The organism is Acidovorax sp. SUPP950 (assembly GCF_030158935.1).
Lineage (GTDB): Bacteria > Pseudomonadota > Gammaproteobacteria > Burkholderiales > Burkholderiaceae_C > Paracidovorax.
Map to the genome: position 1 here is coordinate 1791281 of NZ_BQXE01000001.1, position 22130 is coordinate 1813410.

Sequence of the window (22130 nt, forward strand, 5' to 3'; positions counted from 1 at the left end):
TTAAATGCTCTGCCTCATTCTGGAAAAGTCGATGAGTATAACGCAGCGTTCTCCGTCACCCATTTCATTTTCTTTTCGACGAATGGGCGTCACATAATGGGATACGCGCGGATCATGCACCACGAAGCTCTCGAGAAACTGCGAGAGTTCGAATTCCGCGATGACCTGCTCCTTGGGCACTTCGTGCAGCCCGAGGCCACGCGCTTCCACCGTGCCGATGTAATTGGTGCCGCCCACGGTGCTTTTCGTGCGGCGCATCAGATGGGCGAACGTGAAGGGCTCGCCGTCCTGGTGGAAGCAGTCGGGTGAGCTGATGCCCAGGTCGGACGACGAGCCGGACCGGAGCTTCACGAAATGCACGCCGAAGTAGATGGGTGCACGGCGGTCGGCCTCCGACCAGAAGGTGTGCGAGAAATCCTTCTTCACCAGATCGCCGAGGAAATCGGTGGCCTTGGCGGCCTCGCTCAGGGCGTGAAAGTACCGGATGTCGGGGTGCTCCGGGTTGTTGCCGCCCTGATCGTAGCCAGACAGGCGGGCGCCCTGGTCGTCCCGCACCGTCGGAATCCAATGGATGTCGGCCTGGTCGGCCCACGGAAGGATGATCCCGTTGCCATACCGCCGGAACCGCTGGACCTGCGCAGGCGCGTAGGGGTCGTGCTCCAGGCCATCGAACTCCTGGTGCAGGATTTTCAGTTCGTCGGGATCGCATTCGATCTCGGGGATGAATTGGCAGTAACCGTGTGTCTTGAGCTGGTGTTGAATCATTTGATCTCTGCATTGAAAAGGCGGCACCGCGGTCGATTCACGGCGGCAAATGTCGCTTTGCCGCGAGCCGACCGCCGGGAGCGCGCCACATGGAAAGTCCAGCAGCATTCCTGGCACGCAATAAGCCATGCCCGATCCGCATAAGCCCGGAGAAAATCGCGCCTCCGATTTCGCCCCAGGTCGCTTATATTGCCCCTCTGCTGAAACGGCACCCATTCTAATAAGGGGGAGCGAATGAGAGGAATGCAAAAAATGAGATTCAAATGCCAATCATCCTAATTAAATTAGATATTTTTAGCTGTTACCTCATTTGAATAATATGGACAACATTGATCGGAATCTGTTGAGCGCTTTGCACGAAGACGCCAAGACCACCGTGAAAGCGCTCAGCGAGCGGGTCGGCCTGTCCCAGCCCAGTTGCGCCGAACGGATCAAGCGACTGATCGACCAGGGAGTGATCGAGAAATTCTCCATCCAGGTATCGCCCAAGGCCATTGGGTTTCCGATTGCAGCGATCGTGCGGGTGCGCCCGCTGCCCGGAGAGCTATCCCGGGTCGAGCAGGTGATTCGTGAAATCGACGAAGTCGTGCAATGCGACAAGGTCACTGGCGACGACGCATTCTTCTGCCGGCTTTATTTGCGCGACATCGACGCGCTGGACCCTTGCCTGGGCAAGCTCGCGCCGTATGCCACGACGAGCACGTCCATCGTGAAGTCCACGCAGATCGCCAACCGGCTCCTGCCGCTGGAAGATCCCGCCCGCACCCATTGACACGGACACTGGCGCAGCGGCGCAGCGGCGCAGCGGCACCGATGGCTGCGATGCCGGCAGGCGTGCCTTGGGGCGTGGCTCAGGGGCGGCGCAGGGCGTCCACGGCGTGGCGCAGATCGTCGGCCCAGGCGCGGCGGTCGCGGCCCTGCGCCTGCTGCAGCGGGCCGTAATGCACCACCGCCACCAAGGCGTCTGCGGTCAAGGTGCGCCACAGGGAACCGACCAGGGTGTCGTCGCCCACGTAGTTGGGCGCGGTGGTCGGCGCGCCGGTGGCGCGCTCCACGAAACACAGGCCCACCGGCTGCACGGGGGCATCGGCGGCCACGGCGGCCTGCAGCAGGTTGGCGTGGAACGGCAGCAGCGCGGTGCCATCGGCCGTGGTGCCTTCGGGAAACACGGCCAGCACCTCGCGGCGCGCCAGCGCTTCCTGCATCAGCCGGACCATGCGGACGGCATCGCGGCGCGAACTGCGCTCCAGGTAGAGCGTGCCGGCCGCCGTGGCGAGCGTGCCCACCAGCGGCCAGCCCTTGACGTCCGACTTGGAGATGAACCGGCAATGCCGCGCGGCATGCATGACGGTGATGTCGAGCCAGGACAGGTGGTTGGCCACCAGCAGCACCGGGCCATGGGGCGCGGGCGTGCCGCGCACGTCGAGGGTGATGCCGGCGTGCACCAGCATCTGCCGCGACCAGGCCTGCACGCGCGCGTGCTGCTCGCTTTCCGGCATGCGGGGAAACCGCAGCGCCACGGTGCCCAGCCCGGTCACCAGATGCACCAGCACGCGCACCAGGCGCCATGCGGCGCGGACCTGGCGCTTCATGCCGCGGGCCCGGTGGCGGCGGTGCGCACGCTCACTCGCTGCCGCGCTCGAAGGCGATCTGCCCGCCCACCAGGGTGCAGCGCACGCGGCCGGGCAGTTCGTAGCCGGAGAACGGCGTGTGCTTGCCCTGGCTGCGCAGCGCACCGGCCTCCACGGTCCAGGCCGCGGCGGGATCGACCACGCACAGGTCGGCCACGCCGCCTTCCACGATCTGGCCCACGCTGGCCTGCAGCGTGCCCAGGGCGCTGCCCAGCACGCGGGCGGGTTCCGACGTGACGGTGGCCAGCGCACGCGCCAGCGGCACGCCGTGGTCGGCGGACCACTTGAGGGCGATGCCCAGCAGCAGTTCGAGCCCGGTCGCGCCCGGTTCGGCCTCGGCGAACGGCAGGGTCTTGGCGTCTTCGTCCACCGGGGTGTGGTCGGACACCAGTGCATCGATGGTGCCGTCGGCCAGCGCGGCCAGGAGGGCGTCGCGGTCGCGCTGCTGGCGCAGCGGCGGCGACAGGCGGGCGCGGCTGTCGAAGAAGCCGATGTCGGTGTCGGTGAGCAGCAGGGAGTTGATGCTCACGTCGCAGGTCACCTTCAGGCCCTCGGCCTTGGCGCGGCGCACCAGTTCCACGCCCGCCGCGCTGCTGATGCGGCACAGGTGCACGCGTGCGCCCGTGGTCTTGAGCAACTCGAAGATGGTGTGCAGCGCGATGGTCTCGGCCGCCACGGGCACGCCCGACAGGCCCAGGCGCGTGGCCAGCGGCCCGCTGGCCGCCACGCCGCGCCCCAGGTGCAGTTCCTGCGGGCGCAGCCACACCGTGTAGCCGAACGTGGCGGCGTACTGCAGCGCGCGCTGCGTGACCTGGGTGCTGGCCAGCGGCACGTCGGCCTGGCCGAAGCCCACGCAGCCGGATTCGGTCAGCTCGGCCATTTCGGTCAGCACCTCGCCGGCCAGGCCGCGGGTGAGCGCGCCCAGGGGAAACAGGCGCGCCTGGTGCAGCTTCTCGGCGCGGAACTTGAGCATCTCCACCAGGCCGGGCTCGTCCAGCACGGGGTCGGTGTCGGGCGGGCACACCAGGCTGGTCACGCCGCCGGCCACGGCCGCCGCCATTTCGGATTCGAGCATGCCCTCGTGCTCGTGGCCCGGCTCGCGCAGCCGCGCCGCCAGGTCCACCAGCCCGGGCAGCACGATGCAGCCGGTGGCGTCGATCACGCGGTTGGGCGTGAAGTCGCGGGGCACCCGCTGCACGGCGATGACCCGCCCCGCGGCCAGCGCGATATCGCCGGTCTGGTCGAGGCCGCTGGCAGGGTCGATCACGCGGCCGTTCTGGATCAGTATCTTCATGGTTTTAAGCAAAAAAGGCCGCCAGCGCAGATATCACTAGGGCATATAGCTATAAATTTCATAGCAACGATCACGCCTCGTTGCCAGCGACGATCGACATCACCGCCATGCGCACCGCGATGCCGAAGGTGACCTGCGGCAGGATCACGCTCTGCTTGCCGTCCACCACGGCGGAGTCGATCTCCACGCCGCGGTTGATGGGGCCCGGGTGCATGACGATGGCATCGGGCTTGGCCAGCTGCAGCTTCTCGGGCGTGAGACCGAAGCTCTTGAAGTATTCCTGGCTGGACGGCAGCAGCGCGCCACTCATGCGCTCGTTCTGCAGGCGCAGCATGATGACCACGTCGGCGTCCTTGATGCCCTCCTCCAGCGTGTGGCACACGCGCACGCCCATCTGGGCCATGTCGGTCGGCACCAGCGTGCGCGGGCCCACCACGCGCACCTCGGCGCAGCCGAGCGTGGTGAGGCCGTGGATGTCGGAGCGGGCCACGCGCGAATGCAGCACGTCGCCCACGATGGCCACCGTGAGGTTGCTGAAATCCTTCTTGTAGTGGCGGATGGTGTACATGTCCAGCAGCCCCTGGGTGGGGTGGGCATGCCGGCCATCGCCCGCATTGATGACGTGCACGTGCGGCGCCACGTGCTGGGCGATCAGGTAGGGCGCGCCCGATTCGCTGTGCCGCACCACGAACAGGTCGGCGGCCATCGCCGAGAGGTTGGCGATGGTGTCCAGCAGCGACTCGCCTTTGCTGGCCGAACTGCGCGCGATGTCCAGGTTGATCACATCGGCAGACAGGCGCTTGGCGGCGATCTCGAAGGTGGTGCGGGTGCGCGTGCTGTTTTCGAAGAACAGGTTGAACACGCTCTTGCCGCGCAGCAGGGGCACCTTCTTGACCTCGCGGTCGTTCACCGACACGAAGTTGGCCGCGGTGTCGAGGATGTGCGTGACGATGCTCTTGGGCAGGCCCTCGATGGACAGCAGGTGGATCAGCTCGCCGTTGGCGTTCAGTTGGGGGTTGCGCTTGTACAGCACCGTCAGGCCTCTTGGACTTGGAAGTGGAAGGTGCCGGCCTCGGTTCGGGCCAGCGCCAGCGATTGCGTGTCCGGCAGCGCCACGCGGGCGGCGGCGAATTCGGCCTGCACCGGCAGTTCGCGCCCGCCCCGGTCCACCAGCACGGCCAGCCGCACGCTGGCGGGGCGGCCGTAGTCGAACAGTTCGTTGAGCACCGCGCGGATGGTGCGGCCGGTGTAGAGCACGTCGTCCAGCAGCAGGATGTCGGCGCCGTTCACGTCGAAGGGCAGCGCCGTCTGCGCGCTCACCGCCATGCCGCGCTGCGAGAAATCGTCGCGGTGCATGGCCGACGACAGCACGCCCGCCTCGCCCGGCAGGCCCAGGTCCTTTTGCAGCCGCTTGGCCAGCCAGGCGCCGCCCGAGGCGATGCCCGCCAGTTGGGTGTGGGCGGTGCGCAGGCTGCGCACGCCGCGCAGCAGTTCGCGGTACAGCGCTTCGGCGTCGAGCGCGAGGGTGCCCGGGGTGGGCGGTGAAGGCGTGGGTGAAGTCGGAGGCGTGGCACTCATGGAAGATTCCTCAAAAACTGCTCCAGGATGATGCAGGCGGAGGCGGCGTCGGCATCGCGGGCGCCGGTCGAATGCGCCTCGGTGGTGCTGTAGCGCTCGTCCACCTCGAACACCTGCAGGCCGAAGCGCCCGCGCAGCTGGCGCGCGAACTTGAGGGCGCGCGCGGTGTTCTCGTGGCTCGCGCCGTCGGGGTGGTAGGGCACGCCGATGACCAGCGCATCGGGCTGCCATTCGCGGATGCGCTCGGCCACCTGCGCGAAGCGGGCATCGCCTTCGGCGCGGATGGTGGCCTGGGGGGTGGCGGTGCGCAGCAGGCGCGAACCCACCGCGACCCCGGTGCGCTTGAGACCGAAGTCAAGCGCCAGAAAGCTCTGGAAATGCGCGGGGACGGCCAGCGGGGCGGTGGGAGCGGCGGCGGGCGTGCCGCTCATGCATGCCCCGCGTCGGGCGAGAGCATCCAGGACTGCAGCCCCAGCAGGCCCAGGGCGCGGTCGTAGCGCTCGCCCACCGGCGTGTCGAAGATCACCGACAGGTCGGCGCCCACGGTCAGCCAGCTGTTTTCGGCCAGTTCGGATTCGAGCTGCCCCTCGCCCCAGGACGCGTAGCCCAGGGTGACCAGCACCCGGCGCGGGCCGGCGCCGGTGGACAGGGCCTCGAGCACATCCTTGGAGGTCGTCATCTCCAGCCCGCCCGGAATGGTCATGGTGGAGGCATAGGCCGATTCGTCGGTGTCCACGCTGTCGGTCAGCATGGGCTCGTGCAGCACGAAGCCGCGCTCGGTCTGGACCGGGCCGCCCTGGAAGACGGGCTCCTGGGACAGGTCGGCGCGGCGCAGCGACAGATCGACCTTGTCGAACAGCCCCTTGAGGCTGATGTCGGAGGGTTTGTTGATGATGAGGCCGAGCGCACCACGCTCGCTGTGTTCGCACAGGTACACGACGCTGCGGGCAAACGACGCGTCTTCCAGTCCCGGCATGGCGATCAAGAAATGGTGCGTCAGGTTCATGGGCGCAGAATCGGCAGGCATTTGGCAATTTTAACGACGATCATGGAGCACACCTTTTCATCGGGCCTTGTCTGGTTCCGCCGCGACCTGCGCAGCAACGACCACGCCGCCCTGTACCACGCCCTGCGCCAGTGCGCGCAGGTGCATTGCGCGTTCGTTTTCGACCGCGAGATCCTCGACGGCCTGCCCCGCGCGGACCGGCGCGTGGAGTTCATCCGCGAATCCCTGGTGGAGCTGGACGAGGCCCTGCGGGCGCTCTCCAAGGACCCGCATGGCGGCCTGATCGTGCGCCACGCCATCGCCCACCAGGACATTCCCGCGCTCGCCCAGGCACTGGACGTGCAGGCGGTGTTCGCCAACCACGACGACGAGCCGCTCGCGCTCGAACGCGATGCACGCGTGCGCGGCGCCCTGGATGGCATGGGCAAGCGCCTGCTCACCTTCAAGGACCACAGCATCTTCGAACGCGCCGAGGTGCTGACCCAGTCGGGCACGCCGTACACCGTGTTCACGCCCTACAAGAATGCCTGGCTGCGCAAGGCCGACGATTTTTACCTGAGCTCCTACCCCGTCGAGCGCCACGCCGCCCGGCTGGCCCCCAGGCCTGCGGGCCTGCGCCGCGGGGTGCCGTCGCTGCAGTCGCTGGGGTTCGAGCCCACGGGCCTGAAGTCGCTGCACCTGCCCACGGGCATGCAGGGCGCGCAGGCCCTGTTCGAGGACTTCCTCGGCCGCATCGACCACTACGGCGAGGCCCGCGACTTCCCGGCGGTGAAGGGCCCGAGCTACCTGAGCGTGCACCTGCGCTTTGGCACGCTGTCGCCCCGGGTGGCCGCACGCGCGGCGCACGAACGCAGCCGCAAAGGCAGCGCCGGGGCCGCCACCTGGCTGAGCGAGCTGATCTGGCGCGACTTCTATTTCCAGATCCTCGCCCACCACCCCCACGTGGCGGGCGCCAGCTTCAAGCCGGCCTACGATGCGATCGAATGGGAAAGCGGCGCCCACGCCAAAGCCCTGTTCGCCGCGTGGTGCGAGGGCCGCACGGGCTACCCGCTGGTCGATGCCGCCATGGCGCAGATCAACCAGACGGGCTACATGCACAACCGCCTGCGCATGGTGGTGGCCAGCTTTCTCACCAAGGACCTGGGTCTCGACTGGCGATGGGGCGAGCGCTACTTTGCCGAGAAGCTGAACGACTTCGACCTGTCGGCCAACAACGGCGGCTGGCAATGGGCCAGCTCCAGCGGCTGCGACGCCCAGCCCTACTTTCGCATCTTCAACCCCGTGAGCCAGAGCGAGAAGTTCGATCGGGACGGCCAATTCATCCGCCGCTATCTGCCGCAACTGGCGGGCCTGCAGGGCAAGGCGCTGCATGCGCCCTGGACGGCGGCCCCCCTGGAGCTGCAGGCGGCGGGCGTGGTGCTGGGCAAGGACTACCCCCGCCCGGTGGTGGACCATGACGAGGCGCGGCAACGCACGCTCGCGCGGTACGGGGTGGTCAAGGCCGCAAAGGACTGACCCGGCGGCGGCGAATGCCGGCGCGATGGCCTTGGCGGGACAGCGCGCAACCATGCCGACAGCCACCTTGATCTGGTGGTGCGGCCGGCCCGCTGGATGAAAAGAAAAAGGGCCGCTCGAAAGCGGCCCTCATGGCGGTGGCAGCAGGGTGGCTCAGGCCACGGCGGCTTCGGCGGCTGCCCGCGCGTAGTGCTGCACCAGGCTCAGCAGCTCCTCGTCCGAATACGGCTTGCCCAGGTAGTGGTTCACCCCCAGTTCGGCCGCATGCTCGCGGTGCTTTTGCGCGATGCGCGAGGTGATCATGATGATCGGCAGGTCGCGCAGCACCGCATCGGCACGGATGTTCCGGGCCAAGTCGAAACCATCCATGCGCGGCATTTCGATGTCGGACAGCACGACGGTCGGGCGCTCTTCCTGCAGCCGCTCCAGGGCCTGCAGGCCATCGGCCGCCAGCACGACGCGGTAGCCTTCGCGCTGCAGCAGGCGCTGCGTGACGCGGCGCACCGTGATCGAATCGTCCACCACCAGCACCAGGGGCACCTGGCTGGCCGCCGACAGGGCCGGCACCGCCGCCTTGCGCTCGCCATCGCCGCCGCCTTGCGCTTCGGCACTACCGGCCGGCGCCGACACCGCTGCCAGCTGAGCCCGCACCTGGTCGCCGTACACCGTGGACAACGCCACCGGGTTGTAGATCAGCACGACGGCACCGGAGGCCAGCACCGACATGCCAGCCAGACCTGGCAGGCGCGACAGTTGCGGCCCGAGGTTCTTCACCACCACTTCCTGGTTGCCCAGCACTTCGTCCACGTGCACCGCGATGCGCTGCGACGCACTGCGCAGCACCACCACCGGACGGGTCTTGCCCGAGGTCTCGCTGCTGCGCTGCGAAGACTGCAGCAAGGCACCCGCCCAGAAGAACGGCAAGGCCTCCACGCCGTCCTCGAACGCGCCTTGCTGGTAGGCGGCATCCAGCTCGCTGGCAGTCGTGCGGCGCACGATCTCCACCAGGTTGGCCGGCACGCCGATGGTCAGGTCGCCCGCGCGCAGCATCACCACCTGCGTCACGGCCGTGGTGAGCGGCAGCACCATGCGGAAGGAGGTGCCCTGCCCCGCCGTGGTGTGGGTCTCGATGCGGCCGCCCAGGGCGTTGACTTCGGCCCGGACGACGTCCATGCCGATGCCCCGCCCGGACAGGCCGGTGATCTCGTTCGCCGTCGAGAAGCCCGGCGTGAAAATCAGGTTGGCGGCATCGGCCGTGCTCAGCTCGGCGTCCGCGGGGATCAGCCCCTGGTCCACGGCCTTGGCGCGGATGCGGTCGATGTTCAGGCCCGCGCCGTCGTCGCGGAACTCGACCGAGACGTCGTTGCCTTCCTGGTGCAGGTCCACCGTGATGGTGCCCGACGCCGGCTTGCCCGCGGCCGTCCGGACCTCGGGGGCCTCGATGCCGTGGGCCACGCAATTGCGCAGCAGGTGTTCGAAGGCGGGCGTCATGCGGTCCAGCACGCCCCGGTCCATCTCGATGGAGCCGCCGGAGATGTCCAGCTTGATCTGCTTGCCGGTCTCCTTGGACGCCTGGCGCACCACGGCGTACAGGCGCTCGGAAATGCCTTCGAACTCCACCATGCGGGTGCGCAGCAGGTCGCGCTGCAGCTCGCGGGCCTGGCGGCCCTGCGCGATCAGATCGTCTTCCGCGCCTTCCATGGAGCGCTGCAGGTTGCGCTGCACCGTGGCCACGTCGTTCACCGACTCGGCCATCATGCGCGTCAGTTCCTGCACCCGCGTGAAGCGGTCGAACTCGAGCGGATCGAAGCCTGCGGCCGAATCCTTGGACAGCGCCAGCCGCGACTGCATCTGCGACTCCGCCTGCACCTCGATGTCGCGAAGCTGCTGGCGCAGGCGATCCAGGTTGCCCGACAGATCGGCCAGCGAACCCTTCATCTGCCCCAGACGCACATCCAGGCGCGAACGGGCGATCATCACCTCGCCCGCCTGGTTGACCAGCCGGTCGAGCAGTTGGGCACGCACGCGCACCGACTGGCTCGACACGGGCCGCACGGCCGTGAGCTGCGAGGCCGCCGGCAGGCGCACCGCGGGCAGCTTCTGCAGCACCGGTGCCTCGGGGGCCTCGGCCGAGGCCGGCAACGATGGCGGCGAATCCTGCCGCTCGGAGGCGGGCACCGGGGCCACGGCCACGGGCTCGGCCAGGCCTTGCGAGCCGATCTTGCGCAGCGCATCGAAGCTGGCCTGCAGGCCGTCGAAGCTGGCCAGCAGGGGCTCGATCAGCTCCGCCTTGGGATCTTCGACGTCGATCTGCTCGACGGCCGACTCCAGGCGGTGGGCCATCTCGCCCAGGCGCATGGCACCGGCCAGCCGCGAGCTGCCCTTGAGGGTGTGCAGGGCGCGCAGCAGTTCGCTGCGGGCGCCCAGGTTCTCGGGACGGGCGGCCCACTGCCGCAGCGCGGCACCCAGCACCGGCAGCAACTCGATCGCCTCTTCCTCGAAGATGGGGAACAGGTCCGGGTCGATGACGTCCAGCGCGTCGATGTCGTCGTCGATATCGGACGACTGCGCCACCGCATGGGCGATGGCCGCGTCCACCTCGTCGTCGTACGGGTTGGACACCACGACCGACAACGCAGGCGCCACGTAGCCCCGGGCCACCGGTGCGGGCACGTCTTCGGGCTCGGACGGGGCCTCTGCGGAATCCGTCTGGGCCTCTTGCACCGGTTCCGGCGAAGTCTCTTCGCCCGGCACGTCGGCTTCGGCGGTCTCCTCGACCGACGGCACCTGCACGGGTTCGGCAGCCAGTGCTTCGGCCGGGGGCAGTTCCTGCAAGGCCTGCGCAGGCTCGTCGGCCAGGGCCTCGCTCTCGCTCTCGCTCTCGCTCTCCAGCGCGGCCAGGCCGCTGCCGACCTCGGTCTGCAAGATCTCGCGCAGCTCGGCCAGCACCTGCTGGTTCGGTTCTTTCAGGAAGCCTGCGGCGAACTGGTGCAGCAGGCGGCGGATGTCGTCGGCCGCCGCCAGGAACACGCGGGCCTGATCGGCCGTGCCTTCCCCGCGCAGCTGCACGTGCTGCAGCGCATGCTCCAGGGCACGCGCCATTTCCGACAGGGCATGGAAGCCCACGGTGGCCGAGCTGCCGGCCAGCGAATGCGCCAGGGCCACGGCCGTGTCGGGCAACGGTTCGTGCAGTTCCAACGCCCATTCCTGCAGGCAGGTGGCCAGGCGGCGCGACCATTCGTCGGCCTCGTTGAGGTACACGTTGTACAGCGGGATGCCGATGCGCAAGGTCTCGATGACCTTCACCGCCTCGTCCTGCGCGGCCGCTTCGGCGTCGGCTTCGGCGTCGGCCACCGGTTCGGCCGGCACGTCCTCGACCCCGTCCTCCATGGCCTCCACGACCTCGACCATGTCCCGCACGGAGGCCATTTCGGGCTCGGGCTCGGCCTGTGGTTCTGGCTCGGTTGCCAGATCGTCCTGGTGGGCGGCGGCGTCCAGCAACACACCTGCCGCGTCGGACTCCAGTTCGGGCATTTCCAGCAGAGAGTCATCCAAGGCCAGCTCGGGCAAGGCCTCGGCCGCCAGGTCTTCGGGCAGGTCCAGTGCCAGATCGGCCAGCTCGGCCTGCGACAGTTCGGACAGCGCCGCAGGTTCTGCAGCGTCCACCAGCACATCGTCGAGCGAAGGCAGCGGCACGTCCTGCACCGGCCCCTGCGCAGGGGCCTCGGAGACCGGGGGCAATTCTTCCGCCAGGGCCTCGGCGAACACCGAAAAGTCGATGTCTTCGGCCATTTCGGGCGCGGCGGCTTGCGCAGGCTCTTGCGGCGCTGGTTCGGCACCGGCCAGTTCCGGCATTTCGGTGTCTGCGAAGTCGAGCATCGGCGGCTCGTCTTCGAGGATCAGGTCGAACTCATGGGCCGGCACGGATGCCGTCGCGGGTTCGACGGCCTCGGCGGCCTCGATGGTCTCGGCAGCAGCGGGGGTGGCCTGCCACTCCGGCGTTTCGGCAGGCAGATCGATCTCGGGCAAGGGCTCCGGCAGGTCCTCGGCCACGGTCGGCACCGGCTCGGCCACCGCTTCGGCCACGACGCCACCGGCCGAGGGCACGGCCAACGGCAGGAAGGTGCCGGTGTCGCGCATGGCTTCGGCCGAAGCGTTGAACGCCCGGGGCTGCCAGGCCGAGGCATCGCCCGCGGCAATGTCGTCCGCCCAGGCGCCGAAGGCCCGCAAGGCCTCGCCGGACAGCTGCAGCAGGGCCGGGGGCATGGGCTTTTGCTCCGCCAGCCAGGCGTTGAGCACCTGCTCCATCGACCAGGCCGCTTCGCCGAAAGCATCCAGGCCGACCATGCGCGAGCTGCCTTTGAGCGTGTGGAACGCGCGCCGCAGCGTGGTCTGCTCGCTCAGGTCGGCCGGCTTGGCCGTCAGGGCGTCGACCGCGGCCAGGCCGTTGGCCACCACTTCGCGCGCTTCTTCCAGGAAGATGTCGAGCAGTTCGTCTTCCTCATCGTCCTGCGTGGCATCGGCAGCCGCCACGGGGGCCGGTGCGGGCGCCGCAGGCGCGGGGGGAAGGCTCTCCACGGGCTCGATGGCGGCCGGCGGGGCCTCGGCCAGCGCCGCGGCGGAGGAAGGCAACTCCAGCACTTCTTCCAGCGTCGGGGCCAGTTCACCCAGCGACTCCTGCACCACCTTGGGCGCGGGCTCCACGCGGGGAACGATTTCGGGCGCGACCACGGGGCCGCGCTCTTCGACCTTGGCGTTCACTTCCTCGGGCGCATCGGTGGCACGGCCACGGGCGCGGCCCATGAGAATGCGCAGTTCGCCCAGCTCTTCGTCATAGACGAACAGCTTGCGCGCCATGGTGCGCTGGTAGCTCAGCATGTCGATCAGGAAACCCAGGGCCCCCAGGCTGCTGCCCAGCTTCTCGAACACCTGCTGGCGCTCGGCTGCGGGAACCTGACCGATCAGCAGACGCTCCACGGTGTCGCGCATGCGCAGCACTGCCAAAGATGCCTGGTCCAGGCCCAGCACCGACAGCACGCCGCGCATCTGCGCCAGGCGACCCGGCACGGGCGCCAGCGTGGACAGGTCGTCCGGGTTGCGGAAATACTGGTCCAGGGCCTTTTCGGCCTCGCCGAGCGTGGACCGGAGCTCGTCCACCACGCTGCCCATCGTCTGGTGGTCGCTGACGCGGCGGTACAGCTCTTCCATCCAGGGCTCGAGGGGGGCCGATTCGCCGCCCGCGGTCACGTTGTCCAGGCGCTCCGCCAGACGCGCGGCGCGGTCCGTCATGTATTCGTGCGCGGAGTCCAGTTCTTCGAACGTGGCCTGCAGGTACAGCACTGCCGTTGCCACCTCCATGGCCAGGGCCGGCGACGGGGGCTCTCCGGAGCGGGTGGTCACCTCCACGGCGCGGGTCAGCGCCTTGGCGAGGCTGTCGCTGCCCGGATGCAGCTTGGACAGCGAATCGCACACCAGGCTGAACTGGTCGGTGGCCGGCTTGAGCTTGTTGCGGTCGCCGCCTGCGAGGGCCGACCAGGTTTCGGTGGCCGCCGACATGCGCTTGCGCGCCTGGGCCAGCAGCGCCGGATCGAACAGGCCGAACCGGGGGGTTTCGTAATCGACGGCCTTGAATCGGTCCAGGCCGAACGCCTGGCGCACGGCCTGCAGCGCCGATCCATCGCCCGCGGGTTCGTTGGCCGCCAGCGGCCGCGCCTGGGAGCAGAAAAAGAGCAGGTCCTGCACCAGCCGATCGGCAATGGTCGGATCGCCCTTGGCCAGGGTGGCATATTGCATGAGCACGCGGGAGGCCACGCGCTTCACGTACAGATCGGGGTTGAGCCGCCCCTTGGACAGCGCCTCGAAGAAGCCCGCGCAGATCTTCCAGAACGCACGCGACTGGCGGTCCGACTGCGATGCCACGAAGGCCAGGCAGATGTCGCGCAGATCGCTTGCCGCAGTCAGGTCGCCCGTCTTGACGATGCGCAGCACGGCCGAGTCGAGCCGCGCACGCGCCTCGGGGCCGTAGTCGAGCGGCGGCACGGACACGGCGAAGTCGGGCTCGCGAAAGCGCCGCTCCACCGGCCACAGGTCGGCCGGGTGCACACGTTCCGCGCCCGCCAGCGCCTGGGCATCGCGGTATTGGGGAAACAGCGCCACCGGGGAGACGGATTTGCCCGCCAGCACGCTTTCCAGGTATTCGACCAGCGCGAAGCTCGCGCGCTCGATCACGCCGGCGGCTTCGTCGCTGCACAGTTCGGGCCGGTGCACGAACTTCTGCACCGCCGCTTCCATGGCACGCAGCACGAGCGCGGGCGGGCCCATGCCCACCATCTCCAGCGCGCCGCTGGCCTGGTGCAATTGCTGCCGCGCGATGCGCAACGTGCCGGCGTCGAGCGACGCCAGATCGGATTCGCGCGCCAGTTCGGCGTCGCGTACGAATCGGCGCATGGCCTTGACGGCGCCGTCGAGGGACTTGCGCAACTCATCGAGCACCCAAGCAAGAGGACCCAGGTCCTGCTCACCCTGGGTCCAGTCTGCGGCGGGTGCGTTTGCGGCGTCAGTAGATGACATGGATTCGTCCCCGGCTCCGCGAGCCAGTTCGTTGATGGGTCCGCGCGTCAGGCGATCTTGAAACGTGCAACCGACTGGCGCAGTTCTTCAGCCATGTGCGACAGCTCGCGCACCTGCTGTGCCGTCGTGCGGGTGCCTTCGCCGGTCTGTTCGGTCACCGCAAAAATGTGCTGGATGTTGTCGGCCACTTCGTTGGCCAGTTCGGCTTCGCGGGACGTGGAGGACGAAATCTGCTCGATCAGGTCGGCCAGGCGGCGCGACACGCGATCGATCTCGGTCAGGGCCGTACCGGCGCTGTCGGACAGTCGGGCCCCTTCCACCACACCCTGCGTGGAACGCTCCATGGCGGCCACGGCATCCTGCGTGTCGGTCTGAATGGCCTTCACCAGCGCCGAGATCTGGCGCGTGGCATCGGCGGAGCGCTCGGCCAGCCGCTGCACTTCTTCCGCCACCACCGAGAAGCCGCGACCGGCTTCACCGGCCGATGCGGCCTGGATGGCGGCGTTCAGTGCCAGCACGTTCGTCTGCTCGGTAATGTCGGAAATCAGCTCGGTGATTTCGCCGATCTCCTGCGACGATTCGCCCAGGCGCTTGATCCGCTTGGAGGTGTCCTGGATCTGGTCGCGGATGGAATTCATACCGCCGATGGCGTTCTGCACGGCCTGCAGGCCGGAATCGGCCGCTTGCAGCGACTGGCGCGCCACCGAGGCGGATTCCTGCGCCTGCGTGGACACTTCGTTGATTCGGCTCGCCATGTCGAGCACCGAGCGGCCGGTTTCGCGAATTTCGCGCAGCTGCTCGGTCGAAGCGGCCAGCAGCTCGGTCGAGGTGCTGTCCACCTGGGACGTCGTCTGTGCCACGCGGGTGGCCGTGTTCTGCACGCTGCCCACCAGCTGGCGCAACTCTTCCACCGTGTAGTTCACCGAGTCGGCAATGGCGCCGGTGATGTCTTCCGTCACGGTGGCTTCCTGGGTCAGATCGCCTTCGGCGACCGACTGCAGTTCGTTCATCAAGCGCAAAATGGCGGCCTGGTTGGCGTCGTTCACGCGCTTGGCTTCCTGCTCCTGGCGGCGGGCGTCCTTTTGCTGCGATTCGGCAGAGGCCTGGCGCGAGCGGCTGTCCATCAGCTGGACGCGCGAGATGCCGATACCGCACAGCAGCACGAACAGGCCGGCGATGGCCAGCGCGGCGAACTGGCCGGCGCCCAGGCCCGTCTGGGACGACAGCTTGGTCTGCAGGCCTTCGAGCTGGCGGCGCAGGGGTTCGCTGTCGGCAATGATGGCGGACTGCGCTTCACGGGCGGACACCAGGCCTTGCAGGTTGCCCAGAATGGCGCTGGCTTGCGAACGCGTCTGTTCGTAGAGCTTGATCAGGCTTTCCAGTTGCTCGCGGGTCTGAGCATCCCGGGTGGCGGCCAGGCGCAGGTCGGCGCTGCCGTCCAGCATGCCCTGGGCGATTTCCTTGAACGAGTTCAAGTCCTTGCCCAGCAGGAACACGGCCTCGGGGCTCACGCCTTCGGTGGTCTGGAATTCGTTGGCGGACTTGCCGATGCGCTGGGTCAGCATCACCAGCTGGCCGGCGGCGGAGATCTCAGCGGCCGGGGCGTTCTGCTGCAGCTTGAGCGAGGAGATCGTTTCAGCGATTTCCAGCAGATCGGACGACTGGCGGTTGATGGTGCGAAGCGCGTCGCCCACCTGCGTCAGGATCTTCTGCTGGCCCATCACCACGCTGGCGTTGCGCTCGGCGCGCTCCATCAGCGGCGTCACGGCCTCCAGGTCGGGCTTGAACGTCTCGCCCAGCGCCTGCACGTTGCGTTCGTTGTCGCCGCTGTTCAATGCGCGCACGTCGCGTGCCAGCGAGCCCGAGCTTTCCATCACGTCCGGGAAGGCCTGCGGGCTGCCCACCAGCGCCTGCGAAACGGATTTGGCCAGGCGTTGCGACTGCATCAGCGACTGGCCGGTCGCGGCCAGTTGCTGCGCGGAACGGTCGGCCTGCTGCAGCACCCAGCCGGCGATGGCCGCCAGCACGATCACGCCGATGGCCAGCAGCATCAGCAGGCGCCGCTGGTGGCTGGCGGCCGTGGCCCGGCCCAGCAGGGGCAGCGAGATCAGGTCTTCGTCGGCGACCTCGCCCTCTGCGAACTGCGAGATCGCAGAAGGGTCACCCTGCACGCTGTTCATGGCGTCCGCCTGGTAGGAGTCACGCAGCGAGGATGCGTCGGACGTCAACGGATCCAGCCCGGCATCCGCTCCCGAAAGCCCTGGGTTGGCATCCGGCTCGGCGGGCTTGCGGTTGAACATTTTTGCAAATGGGTTGACGACGGACATGGTGCGGCCTTACAGAAAAACTCAAGCACTGATGCTGAGGAAAGCGGGGTGTTGGGACAGGGCTTGCAGGTTGAGCTCCTGCCATTGGACTCCCTGGGAATCCAGATACGTGGTGCCGTAGAACGGGGGCGCGTCTTCGGCGGGGGGCTCGGAGGAAACGAAGGCTTCCGTGCCGCGCAGGCCGGCCAGGCGATCGACCAGCAGCGCGGCGTTCACATCGAGCACCGCATTGAAAGCCAGCAGGCTGGCATCGGCCAGCGCCTGCTCGGTGCGGCTGGATGGCAAACCGAGCAGACCTGCCAGATCGACCACGCCGATCAGGGAGCCGCGCAAATTGGCCACACCGAGGAACCAGGCATGGGTATAGGGCACGGTCTGCACGCCCGCCCAGGGAAAGATCTCTCCCGACTGGCCCAGCGGCAGCAGGAAACGGCGCCCCGCCGACTCGACGGCCAGCCAGGACGAAACAGACACACCCTCGCCCCGCGCCGCCTGCAGGCGGGCTGCAAGGCGGGTCTGGAGCTCTCTCAGCGCTTCACGGTTGGCCATGGACGGTCCGGGCGCTTTTAGTTCAGTGCGTCGATCTTGGCTTGCAACTCGGCAGGATCCACCGGCTTGGTGATGTAGCCGCGAGCGCCCTGGCGCATGCCCCACACCCGGTCGGTCTCCTGGTTCTTGCTGGTGCACATGATGATCGGCACGTCGGCGAACTGGGGGTCGCGGGTGATGGCGCGCGTGAGCTGGAAGCCGTTCTGGCCCGGCATCACGACGTCCATGAGGATCAGGTCGGGTTTTTCTTCCGCGAGGCGGCGGAAGGCTTCTTCGGCATTTTCCGCGGTGCGGACCTGCATGCCCTTTTTTTGCAGCAAGTCGGTCAGAAACATCAACTCGGTCTTCGAGTCGTCAACGACCAGTACTTTCTGGATAGGCATTACATCGCTCCTTGTTGGGCATTACCGAACTGCTGAACCGCTTTCAGCAGCTGGTCTTTGGTAAATGGTTTGGTGAGATATTCCTGGCACCCCACCATGCGTCCACGCGCCTTGTCGAAAACGCCATCCTTGGAGGAGAGCATCACGACGGGCGTGTCGGCAAAGCGCGCGTTGCGCTTGATGATGGCGCAGGTCTGATAGCCGTCCAGCTTGGGCATCAGGATGTCGCAGAAGATCAGTTGGGGCTGGTAGTCGTTGACCTTGGCCAAGGCATCGAAGCCATCGTCGGCGAGCAGCACTTCGTGGCCACCCTGCTTGAGGAAGATTTCTGCGCTGCGGCGGATGGTATTGCTGTCATCCACGACGAGCACCTTGAAGGATGCGCCTGTTGTAGTCAATTTCGTCACCGCTCCTGAAGGGGGAATAACAACGCTGGCAGGAGCCGCGCCTCAGATCTGGACCATTTCGAAGTCTTCCTTGCGAGCACCACACTCCGGACAGGTCCAATTCATGGGCACCTGATCCCACGGCGTATTGGGCGCTATTCCGTGCTCAGGAGAACCTGTTGCCTCGTCATATATCCAACCGCAAATCAAGCACATCCAGGTTTTAGGGTCCGTCACAGCTTAAATGGCCTTCACATAGAATGCAACGATTGTATCCAAGCATCTCAACGGGAAGGCAGTTTCCGTGCCAACCGTTACGCTGGTGCGGCGCCATGACCACAGATTCCCCCCTCCCCCCAGACCCCTCCCCATCCCCCGATGAAGCCGACGACGATGGCGCCACCCCCGCCTGCGTGATGGTGTTCAACGCCAACGACCCGAGCGGGGCCGGCGGGCTGACGGCGGACATCGCCACCATCGCCTCCGTGGGCGGCCACCCGATCGCGGTGGCCACGGGCGCCTACATCCGCGACACGGCCGAGATCTTCGACCACTACGCCTTCGACGACGAGGCGGTGGCGGAGCAGGCCCGCACCGTGCTGGAAGACCTCACCGTGCAGGCCATCAAGGTGGGCTTCGCGGGCAGCCCCGAGAACCTGAGCGCCATCGCGTCCATCGCGTCCGACTACGACGACGTGCCCGTGATCGCCTACATGCCCAATCTGTCCTGGTGGCGGGACGATCTCATCGACCAGTACCTCGACGCCTTTCAGGAACTGCTGCTGCCGCAGGTCTCGCTGTTGGTCGGAAACCACAGCACCCTGTGGCGCTGGCTGCTGCCGGACTGGACCAGCGAGAAGAAGCCCTCCGCGCGCGATCTGGCCATGGCCGCCTCCGAACTGGGCGTGCCCTATGTCCTGGTGACCGGCATTCCCGCGCCCGAGCAGTTCGTGGAGAACGTGCTGGCCTCGCCGCAGACGGTGCTGGGCAGCGGCAAGTTCGAACTGTTCGAGGCCACCTTCGCCGGTGCCGGCGACACGCTCTCGGCCGCCCTGACGGCGCTGGTCGCGAGCGGCAACGACCTGGGCGAGGCGACCAGCGAAGCGCTCGCCTACCTGGACCGCTGTCTGGACGCCGGCTTTCGCCCGGGCATGGGCCACATCATCCCCGACCGCATGTTCTGGGCGCAGCCCGACGACGACGAGGATGACGAAGACGGCGAGCCCACCCCCGACCCCACCGCCATCGACGGCTTCGTGATGCCACCCCATGACACCCAGCACTGACCTCAATCTCTCCCTGTTCGAACGCGCCAAGGCGCTCATCCCCGGCGGCGTCAATTCGCCCGTGCGGGCCTTCAAGGCCGTGGGCGGCACGCCGCGCTTCGTGCAGCGTGCGCAAGGCGCCTACTTCTGGGACGCCAACGGCCAGCGCTTCATCGACTACATCGGCTCCTGGGGGCCGATGATCCTGGGCCACGGCCACCCGGCCGTGCTCGAGGCGGTGCAGAAGGCGGCGGTCGAGGGCTTCAGCTTCGGCGCCCCGACCGAGCGCGAGGTCGAACTGGCCGAGGCCATCATCGCGCACGTGCCCTCGATGGAGATGATCCGCCTCGTCAGCTCGGGCACCGAGGCCGGCATGAGCGCCATCCGCCTGGCGCGCGGCGCCACGGGCCGCAGCAAGATCATCAAGTTCAATGGCTGCTACCACGGCCATGCCGATGCCCTGCTGGTGAAGGCCGGCTCGGGCCTGGCCACCTTCGGCCATGCCACGAGTGCGGGCGTGCCGCCCGAGGTGGTGCAGCACACCCTGGTGCTCGAATACAACGACATCGCGCAGCTGGAGGAGGCCTTCGCCCTGCATGGCCGGGACCTGGCCTGCCTGATGATCGAGCCGATCGCCGGCAACATGAACTTCGTGCGCGCCAGCGTGCCGTTCATGCAGCGCTGCCGCGAGCTGTGCACGCAGTACGGCGCGCTGCTGGTGTTCGATGAGGTCATGACCGGTTTCCGCGTGGCGCTGGGCAGCGCCCAAAGCCTGTACGCCCGCAGCATCCCCGGCTTCCGGCCCGACCTCACGGTGCTGGGCAAGGTGATCGGCGGCGGCATGCCCCTGGCGGCGTTCGGCGGGCCGCGCGCGATCATGGAGCACTTGGCGCCGCTCGGGCCCGTGTACCAGGCGGGCACGCTGTCGGGCAACCCCGTGGCGACGGCCTGCGGCCTGGCCACGCTGCGCGAGATCGCCCGGCCGGGCTTCTACGACGCCTTGGGCGCACGCACCCGCTCGCTGGTCGAAGGCCTGGCGCAGGCCGCGCAGGCGGAAGGCGTGCCGTTCAGCGCCGACAGCGAAGGCGGCATGTTCGGCTTCTTCCTGCTGCCCGAGCTGCCGCAAAACTACCCCACGGTGATGGCGACGGACGGCGCGCGCTTCAACACGCTGTTCCATGGTTTGCTGGACCGCGGCGTGTACATCGCCCCGGCACTGTACGAAGCCGGCTTCGTGAGCAGCGCGCACACCGCGCAGGACATCGACGAGACCGTGGCGATCGCACGCGACGTGTTCCGCACGCTCGCCGCCCGCTAGGAATCGAGCCGCCCGCGGGGCCGATCGCGGCCCACCCGCGGCGCTTCGGGTGGTGCGGCGCCGCTTCGCGCGGCGGCCCTGCAAAGCAGGCGCGCGGCGCACAGTGTTCGCGAAGCCACGCATGTTGCGTGGCACTTTGACCGACGGTCCGTTCCGCCGGGATCGCGAGCACCCATGAGCCCCATCGACCTTCTTTCTTCCTTCAGTGCCTGGAACACCCACCGCAAGGCCCAGGTCCAGTCCGGAAATTCCCCGTCCTCCGCCTCGGGCACCGACAGCCAGACGCTGCAGAAAGCCATCGAGTCCCTGCTCAAGGGGTTCCTGGAAAAGCTCATCAAGGAATTGACCGGCCAGCAGGGGTCCGGTTCATCCGGCAGCTCCGGCGGCGGGTCGCCGTCCCCTTCGCCGGCGCCATCTGCGGCCCCGTCTGCATCGCCCTCGCCCGCCGCCGCTCCTTCTTCGGGACCGTCGCCGGCACCGTCCCCCGCCGCGGCCACGCCAACGCCAACGCCAACGCCAACGCCAACGCCGGCCCCGGCCCCGGCGCCGACGGCAGCGGCGCCCACGCCCACGCCCACCCCCGACCCGTCCACGATCGCGAACGCGCCCAAGCCATCGCCGACGCCTGCGCCGCCGCCCCCCACGGAGGCGGGTTCGGGCGGCAAGGCACCGGCGACCGCGCCGTCGTCAGCCCCCACCGCAGCCCCATCCCCGTCAACGAATGCAGCCGTCACCAAGCCGCCGGCGAACATGAAGGTCGCCGAGCCCACGGGCGTGGAAGAGGTGAACAAGCCCATCATCGTGAAGGCGGGCACGACCTACGACGGGCAAGGTAAGCTGTTCAACGCCGGCGCCGGGCTGAACGGCGGCGGCACCGCGGAGACGCGACTGCCGATGTTCATCCTCGAGCCGGGCGCATCGATCAAGAACCTGCAGTTCAAGGGCGGGGACGGCATCCACCTGCTGGGCGATGCCAAGCTGGACAACGTGCACGGCCTGCAGACCGGGGACGATTTCGTCACCGTGGACGGCGCGGAGAACAAGGCGGTCGACGCCCAGCGCGCCGGCATCTCGGCGAAGGACCTTCCGAGCGGCCCGGCCCAGGTGGAGATCACGAACTCGTCGTTCCAGAACAGCCACGACAAGGCGATCCAGATCAACGGCGACGTGAATCTGAAGCTCCAGGGCATCTACGCCGACAACATCGGCCAGCTGGCGGTCACGCGCGGCGGCTACCCGATCACGGCGAACGTGGACATCTCCGATTCGACCTTGCAGAACCTCAAGGCCTTCACCTTCCGCTTCGACTCCAGGCACTCCACCGTCAACATCGCGAACACCGATGTGGATGGCGGCAAGACGCCGGTGAACGTGATGGCGGGCGACCCCAGCAAGGTGCAGGGCGCCGGCAGCGTGCGCCAGTCCGTGCAGACGGCCGGGTGACCTGACACGCCGCAACGGCGAAGGCCCTGCCAGCGCAGGAAGGCAGGGTCTGCCTTTCCCGCGCTGGCAGGGCCTTCGCGCTTGGGGGAGGTTCCTGCCG

Annotated in this window: 18 protein-coding genes; 5 read left to right on the plus strand and 13 right to left on the minus strand. The window is 68.0% G+C overall.

Features of this window, described 5'->3' with window-relative positions; translation table 11 throughout:
* Positions 1-765, minus strand: coding sequence for a 2OG-Fe dioxygenase family protein (locus tag AVME950_RS08280; RefSeq protein WP_284429408.1), 765 nt, complete (start codon positions 763-765; stop codon positions 1-3).
* Between the two features lie 319 nt (positions 766-1084).
* On the opposite strand from AVME950_RS08280, the gene AVME950_RS08285 reads away from it, so the two are divergent.
* Positions 1085-1537 carry an Lrp/AsnC family transcriptional regulator gene (locus AVME950_RS08285; RefSeq protein ID WP_284429409.1) on the plus strand — a complete coding sequence of 151 codons (453 nt, stop codon included), beginning with the start codon at positions 1085-1087 and terminating at the stop codon, positions 1535-1537.
* A 79-nt stretch (positions 1538-1616) separates the two neighbouring features.
* Here the strand turns inward: AVME950_RS08285 and AVME950_RS08290 are convergent, their stop codons facing one another.
* The 6 genes from AVME950_RS08290 to AVME950_RS08315 all read right to left on the minus strand — a co-directional run bounded on the left by AVME950_RS08290 (position 1617) and on the right by AVME950_RS08315 (position 6295).
* Positions 1617-2357: a lysophospholipid acyltransferase family protein gene (locus tag AVME950_RS08290; protein WP_284429410.1), complete on the minus strand. Its 741-nt coding sequence runs from the start codon at positions 2355-2357 to the stop codon at positions 1617-1619.
* A gap of 31 nt (positions 2358-2388) precedes the next feature.
* On the minus strand, positions 2389-3690 hold the full coding sequence (locus AVME950_RS08295) for a dihydroorotase (protein WP_272567375.1): 1302 nt from the start codon (positions 3688-3690) through the stop codon (positions 2389-2391).
* 70 nt (positions 3691-3760) lie between these two features.
* The gene (locus AVME950_RS08300) at positions 3761-4822 is read right to left on the minus strand and encodes an aspartate carbamoyltransferase catalytic subunit (RefSeq protein ID WP_487089147.1); all 1062 of its coding nucleotides are present in this window, start codon (positions 4820-4822) and stop codon (positions 3761-3763) included.
* The gene (gene pyrR, locus AVME950_RS08305) at positions 4726-5268 is read right to left on the minus strand and encodes a bifunctional pyr operon transcriptional regulator/uracil phosphoribosyltransferase PyrR (protein ID WP_284429411.1); all 543 of its coding nucleotides are present in this window, start codon (positions 5266-5268) and stop codon (positions 4726-4728) included. Before pyrR ends, AVME950_RS08300 begins: the two co-directional genes overlap by 97 nt.
* Positions 5265-5699 (minus strand): Holliday junction resolvase RuvX, encoded by a 435-nt coding sequence (gene ruvX / locus AVME950_RS08310; protein ID WP_284393231.1) that lies wholly within the window; start codon positions 5697-5699, stop codon positions 5265-5267. The genes pyrR and ruvX overlap by 4 nt, the downstream gene beginning before the upstream one ends.
* Positions 5696-6295, minus strand: a complete 600-nt coding sequence (locus AVME950_RS08315; protein ID WP_284429412.1) for a YqgE/AlgH family protein — start codon at positions 6293-6295, stop codon at positions 5696-5698. The genes ruvX and AVME950_RS08315 overlap by 4 nt, the downstream gene beginning before the upstream one ends.
* A gap of 21 nt (positions 6296-6316) precedes the next feature.
* Here AVME950_RS08315 and AVME950_RS08320 point away from each other — a divergent pair, with 21 nt between their 5' ends.
* A complete protein-coding gene (locus tag AVME950_RS08320) occupies positions 6317-7789 on the plus strand; it encodes a cryptochrome/photolyase family protein (RefSeq protein ID WP_284429413.1) in 1473 nt (490 codons plus the stop codon).
* 153 nt (positions 7790-7942) lie between these two features.
* Here the strand turns inward: AVME950_RS08320 and AVME950_RS08325 are convergent, their stop codons facing one another.
* From AVME950_RS08325 to AVME950_RS08350, 6 genes are read right to left on the minus strand one after another with little or no spacing between them, the layout of a single operon-like run.
* Entirely contained in the window at positions 7943-14359 is a 6417-nt protein-coding gene (locus tag AVME950_RS08325; RefSeq protein ID WP_284429414.1) for a hybrid sensor histidine kinase/response regulator, read from the minus strand.
* 47 nt (positions 14360-14406) lie between these two features.
* A complete protein-coding gene (locus AVME950_RS08330) occupies positions 14407-16686 on the minus strand; it encodes a methyl-accepting chemotaxis protein (RefSeq protein ID WP_284393221.1) in 2280 nt (759 codons plus the stop codon).
* Positions 16687-16707: 21 nt separating this feature from the next.
* Positions 16708-17235, minus strand: coding sequence for a chemotaxis protein CheW (locus AVME950_RS08335; RefSeq protein WP_284429415.1), 528 nt, complete (start codon positions 17233-17235; stop codon positions 16708-16710).
* A 17-nt stretch (positions 17236-17252) separates the two neighbouring features.
* Positions 17253-17618 (minus strand): response regulator, encoded by a 366-nt coding sequence (locus tag AVME950_RS08340; RefSeq protein ID WP_092741674.1) that lies wholly within the window; start codon positions 17616-17618, stop codon positions 17253-17255.
* A complete protein-coding gene (locus tag AVME950_RS08345) occupies positions 17618-18016 on the minus strand; it encodes a response regulator (protein WP_092741676.1) in 399 nt (132 codons plus the stop codon). The genes AVME950_RS08340 and AVME950_RS08345 overlap by 1 nt, the downstream gene beginning before the upstream one ends.
* A gap of 51 nt (positions 18017-18067) precedes the next feature.
* Entirely contained in the window at positions 18068-18241 is a 174-nt protein-coding gene (locus AVME950_RS08350) for a rubredoxin (protein WP_272567365.1), read from the minus strand.
* Between the two features lie 95 nt (positions 18242-18336).
* Here AVME950_RS08350 and thiD point away from each other — a divergent pair, with 95 nt between their 5' ends.
* From thiD to AVME950_RS08365, 3 genes are all read left to right on the plus strand, one after another.
* Complete coding sequence (gene thiD, locus AVME950_RS08355) at positions 18337-19290, plus strand: bifunctional hydroxymethylpyrimidine kinase/phosphomethylpyrimidine kinase (RefSeq protein ID WP_284429416.1); 954 nt, start codon at positions 18337-18339, stop codon at positions 19288-19290.
* Positions 19274-20587: a glutamate-1-semialdehyde 2,1-aminomutase gene (hemL, locus tag AVME950_RS08360; RefSeq protein ID WP_284429417.1), complete on the plus strand. Its 1314-nt coding sequence runs from the start codon at positions 19274-19276 to the stop codon at positions 20585-20587. Before thiD ends, hemL begins: the two co-directional genes overlap by 17 nt.
* 174 nt (positions 20588-20761) lie before the next feature.
* On the plus strand, positions 20762-22030 hold the full coding sequence (locus AVME950_RS08365) for a pectate lyase (protein WP_284429418.1): 1269 nt from the start codon (positions 20762-20764) through the stop codon (positions 22028-22030).
* Positions 22031-22130 lie beyond the last annotated feature (100 nt).

Excerpts from the sequence above, each read along its gene's own strand:
- AVME950_RS08315 (WP_284429412.1), bottom strand. The coding sequence starts at position 6,295 with ATGCCTGCCGATTCTGCGCCCATGAACCTGACGCACCATTTCTTGATC.
- hemL (WP_284429417.1), top strand. The coding sequence starts at position 19,274 with ATGACACCCAGCACTGACCTCAATCTCTCCCTGTTCGAACGCGCCAAG.
- pyrR (WP_284429411.1), bottom strand. The coding sequence starts at position 5,268 with ATGAGTGCCACGCCTCCGACTTCACCCACGCCTTCACCGCCCACCCCG.
- AVME950_RS08330 (WP_284393221.1), bottom strand. The coding sequence starts at position 16,686 with ATGTCCGTCGTCAACCCATTTGCAAAAATGTTCAACCGCAAGCCCGCC.
- AVME950_RS08325 (WP_284429414.1), bottom strand. The coding sequence starts at position 14,359 with ATGTCATCTACTGACGCCGCAAACGCACCCGCCGCAGACTGGACCCAG.
- AVME950_RS08280 (WP_284429408.1), bottom strand. The coding sequence starts at position 765 with ATGATTCAACACCAGCTCAAGACACACGGTTACTGCCAATTCATCCCC.
- ruvX (WP_284393231.1), bottom strand. The coding sequence starts at position 5,699 with ATGAGCGGCACGCCCGCCGCCGCTCCCACCGCCCCGCTGGCCGTCCCC.
- thiD (WP_284429416.1), top strand. The coding sequence starts at position 18,337 with ATGACCACAGATTCCCCCCTCCCCCCAGACCCCTCCCCATCCCCCGAT.
- AVME950_RS08340 (WP_092741674.1), bottom strand. The coding sequence starts at position 17,618 with ATGCCTATCCAGAAAGTACTGGTCGTTGACGACTCGAAGACCGAGTTG.
- AVME950_RS08365 (WP_284429418.1), top strand. The coding sequence starts at position 20,762 with ATGAGCCCCATCGACCTTCTTTCTTCCTTCAGTGCCTGGAACACCCAC.
- AVME950_RS08285 (WP_284429409.1), top strand. The coding sequence starts at position 1,085 with ATGGACAACATTGATCGGAATCTGTTGAGCGCTTTGCACGAAGACGCC.
- AVME950_RS08295 (WP_272567375.1), bottom strand. The coding sequence starts at position 3,690 with ATGAAGATACTGATCCAGAACGGCCGCGTGATCGACCCTGCCAGCGGC.
- AVME950_RS08290 (WP_284429410.1), bottom strand. The coding sequence starts at position 2,357 with ATGAAGCGCCAGGTCCGCGCCGCATGGCGCCTGGTGCGCGTGCTGGTG.
- AVME950_RS08335 (WP_284429415.1), bottom strand. The coding sequence starts at position 17,235 with ATGGCCAACCGTGAAGCGCTGAGAGAGCTCCAGACCCGCCTTGCAGCC.
- AVME950_RS08320 (WP_284429413.1), top strand. The coding sequence starts at position 6,317 with ATGGAGCACACCTTTTCATCGGGCCTTGTCTGGTTCCGCCGCGACCTG.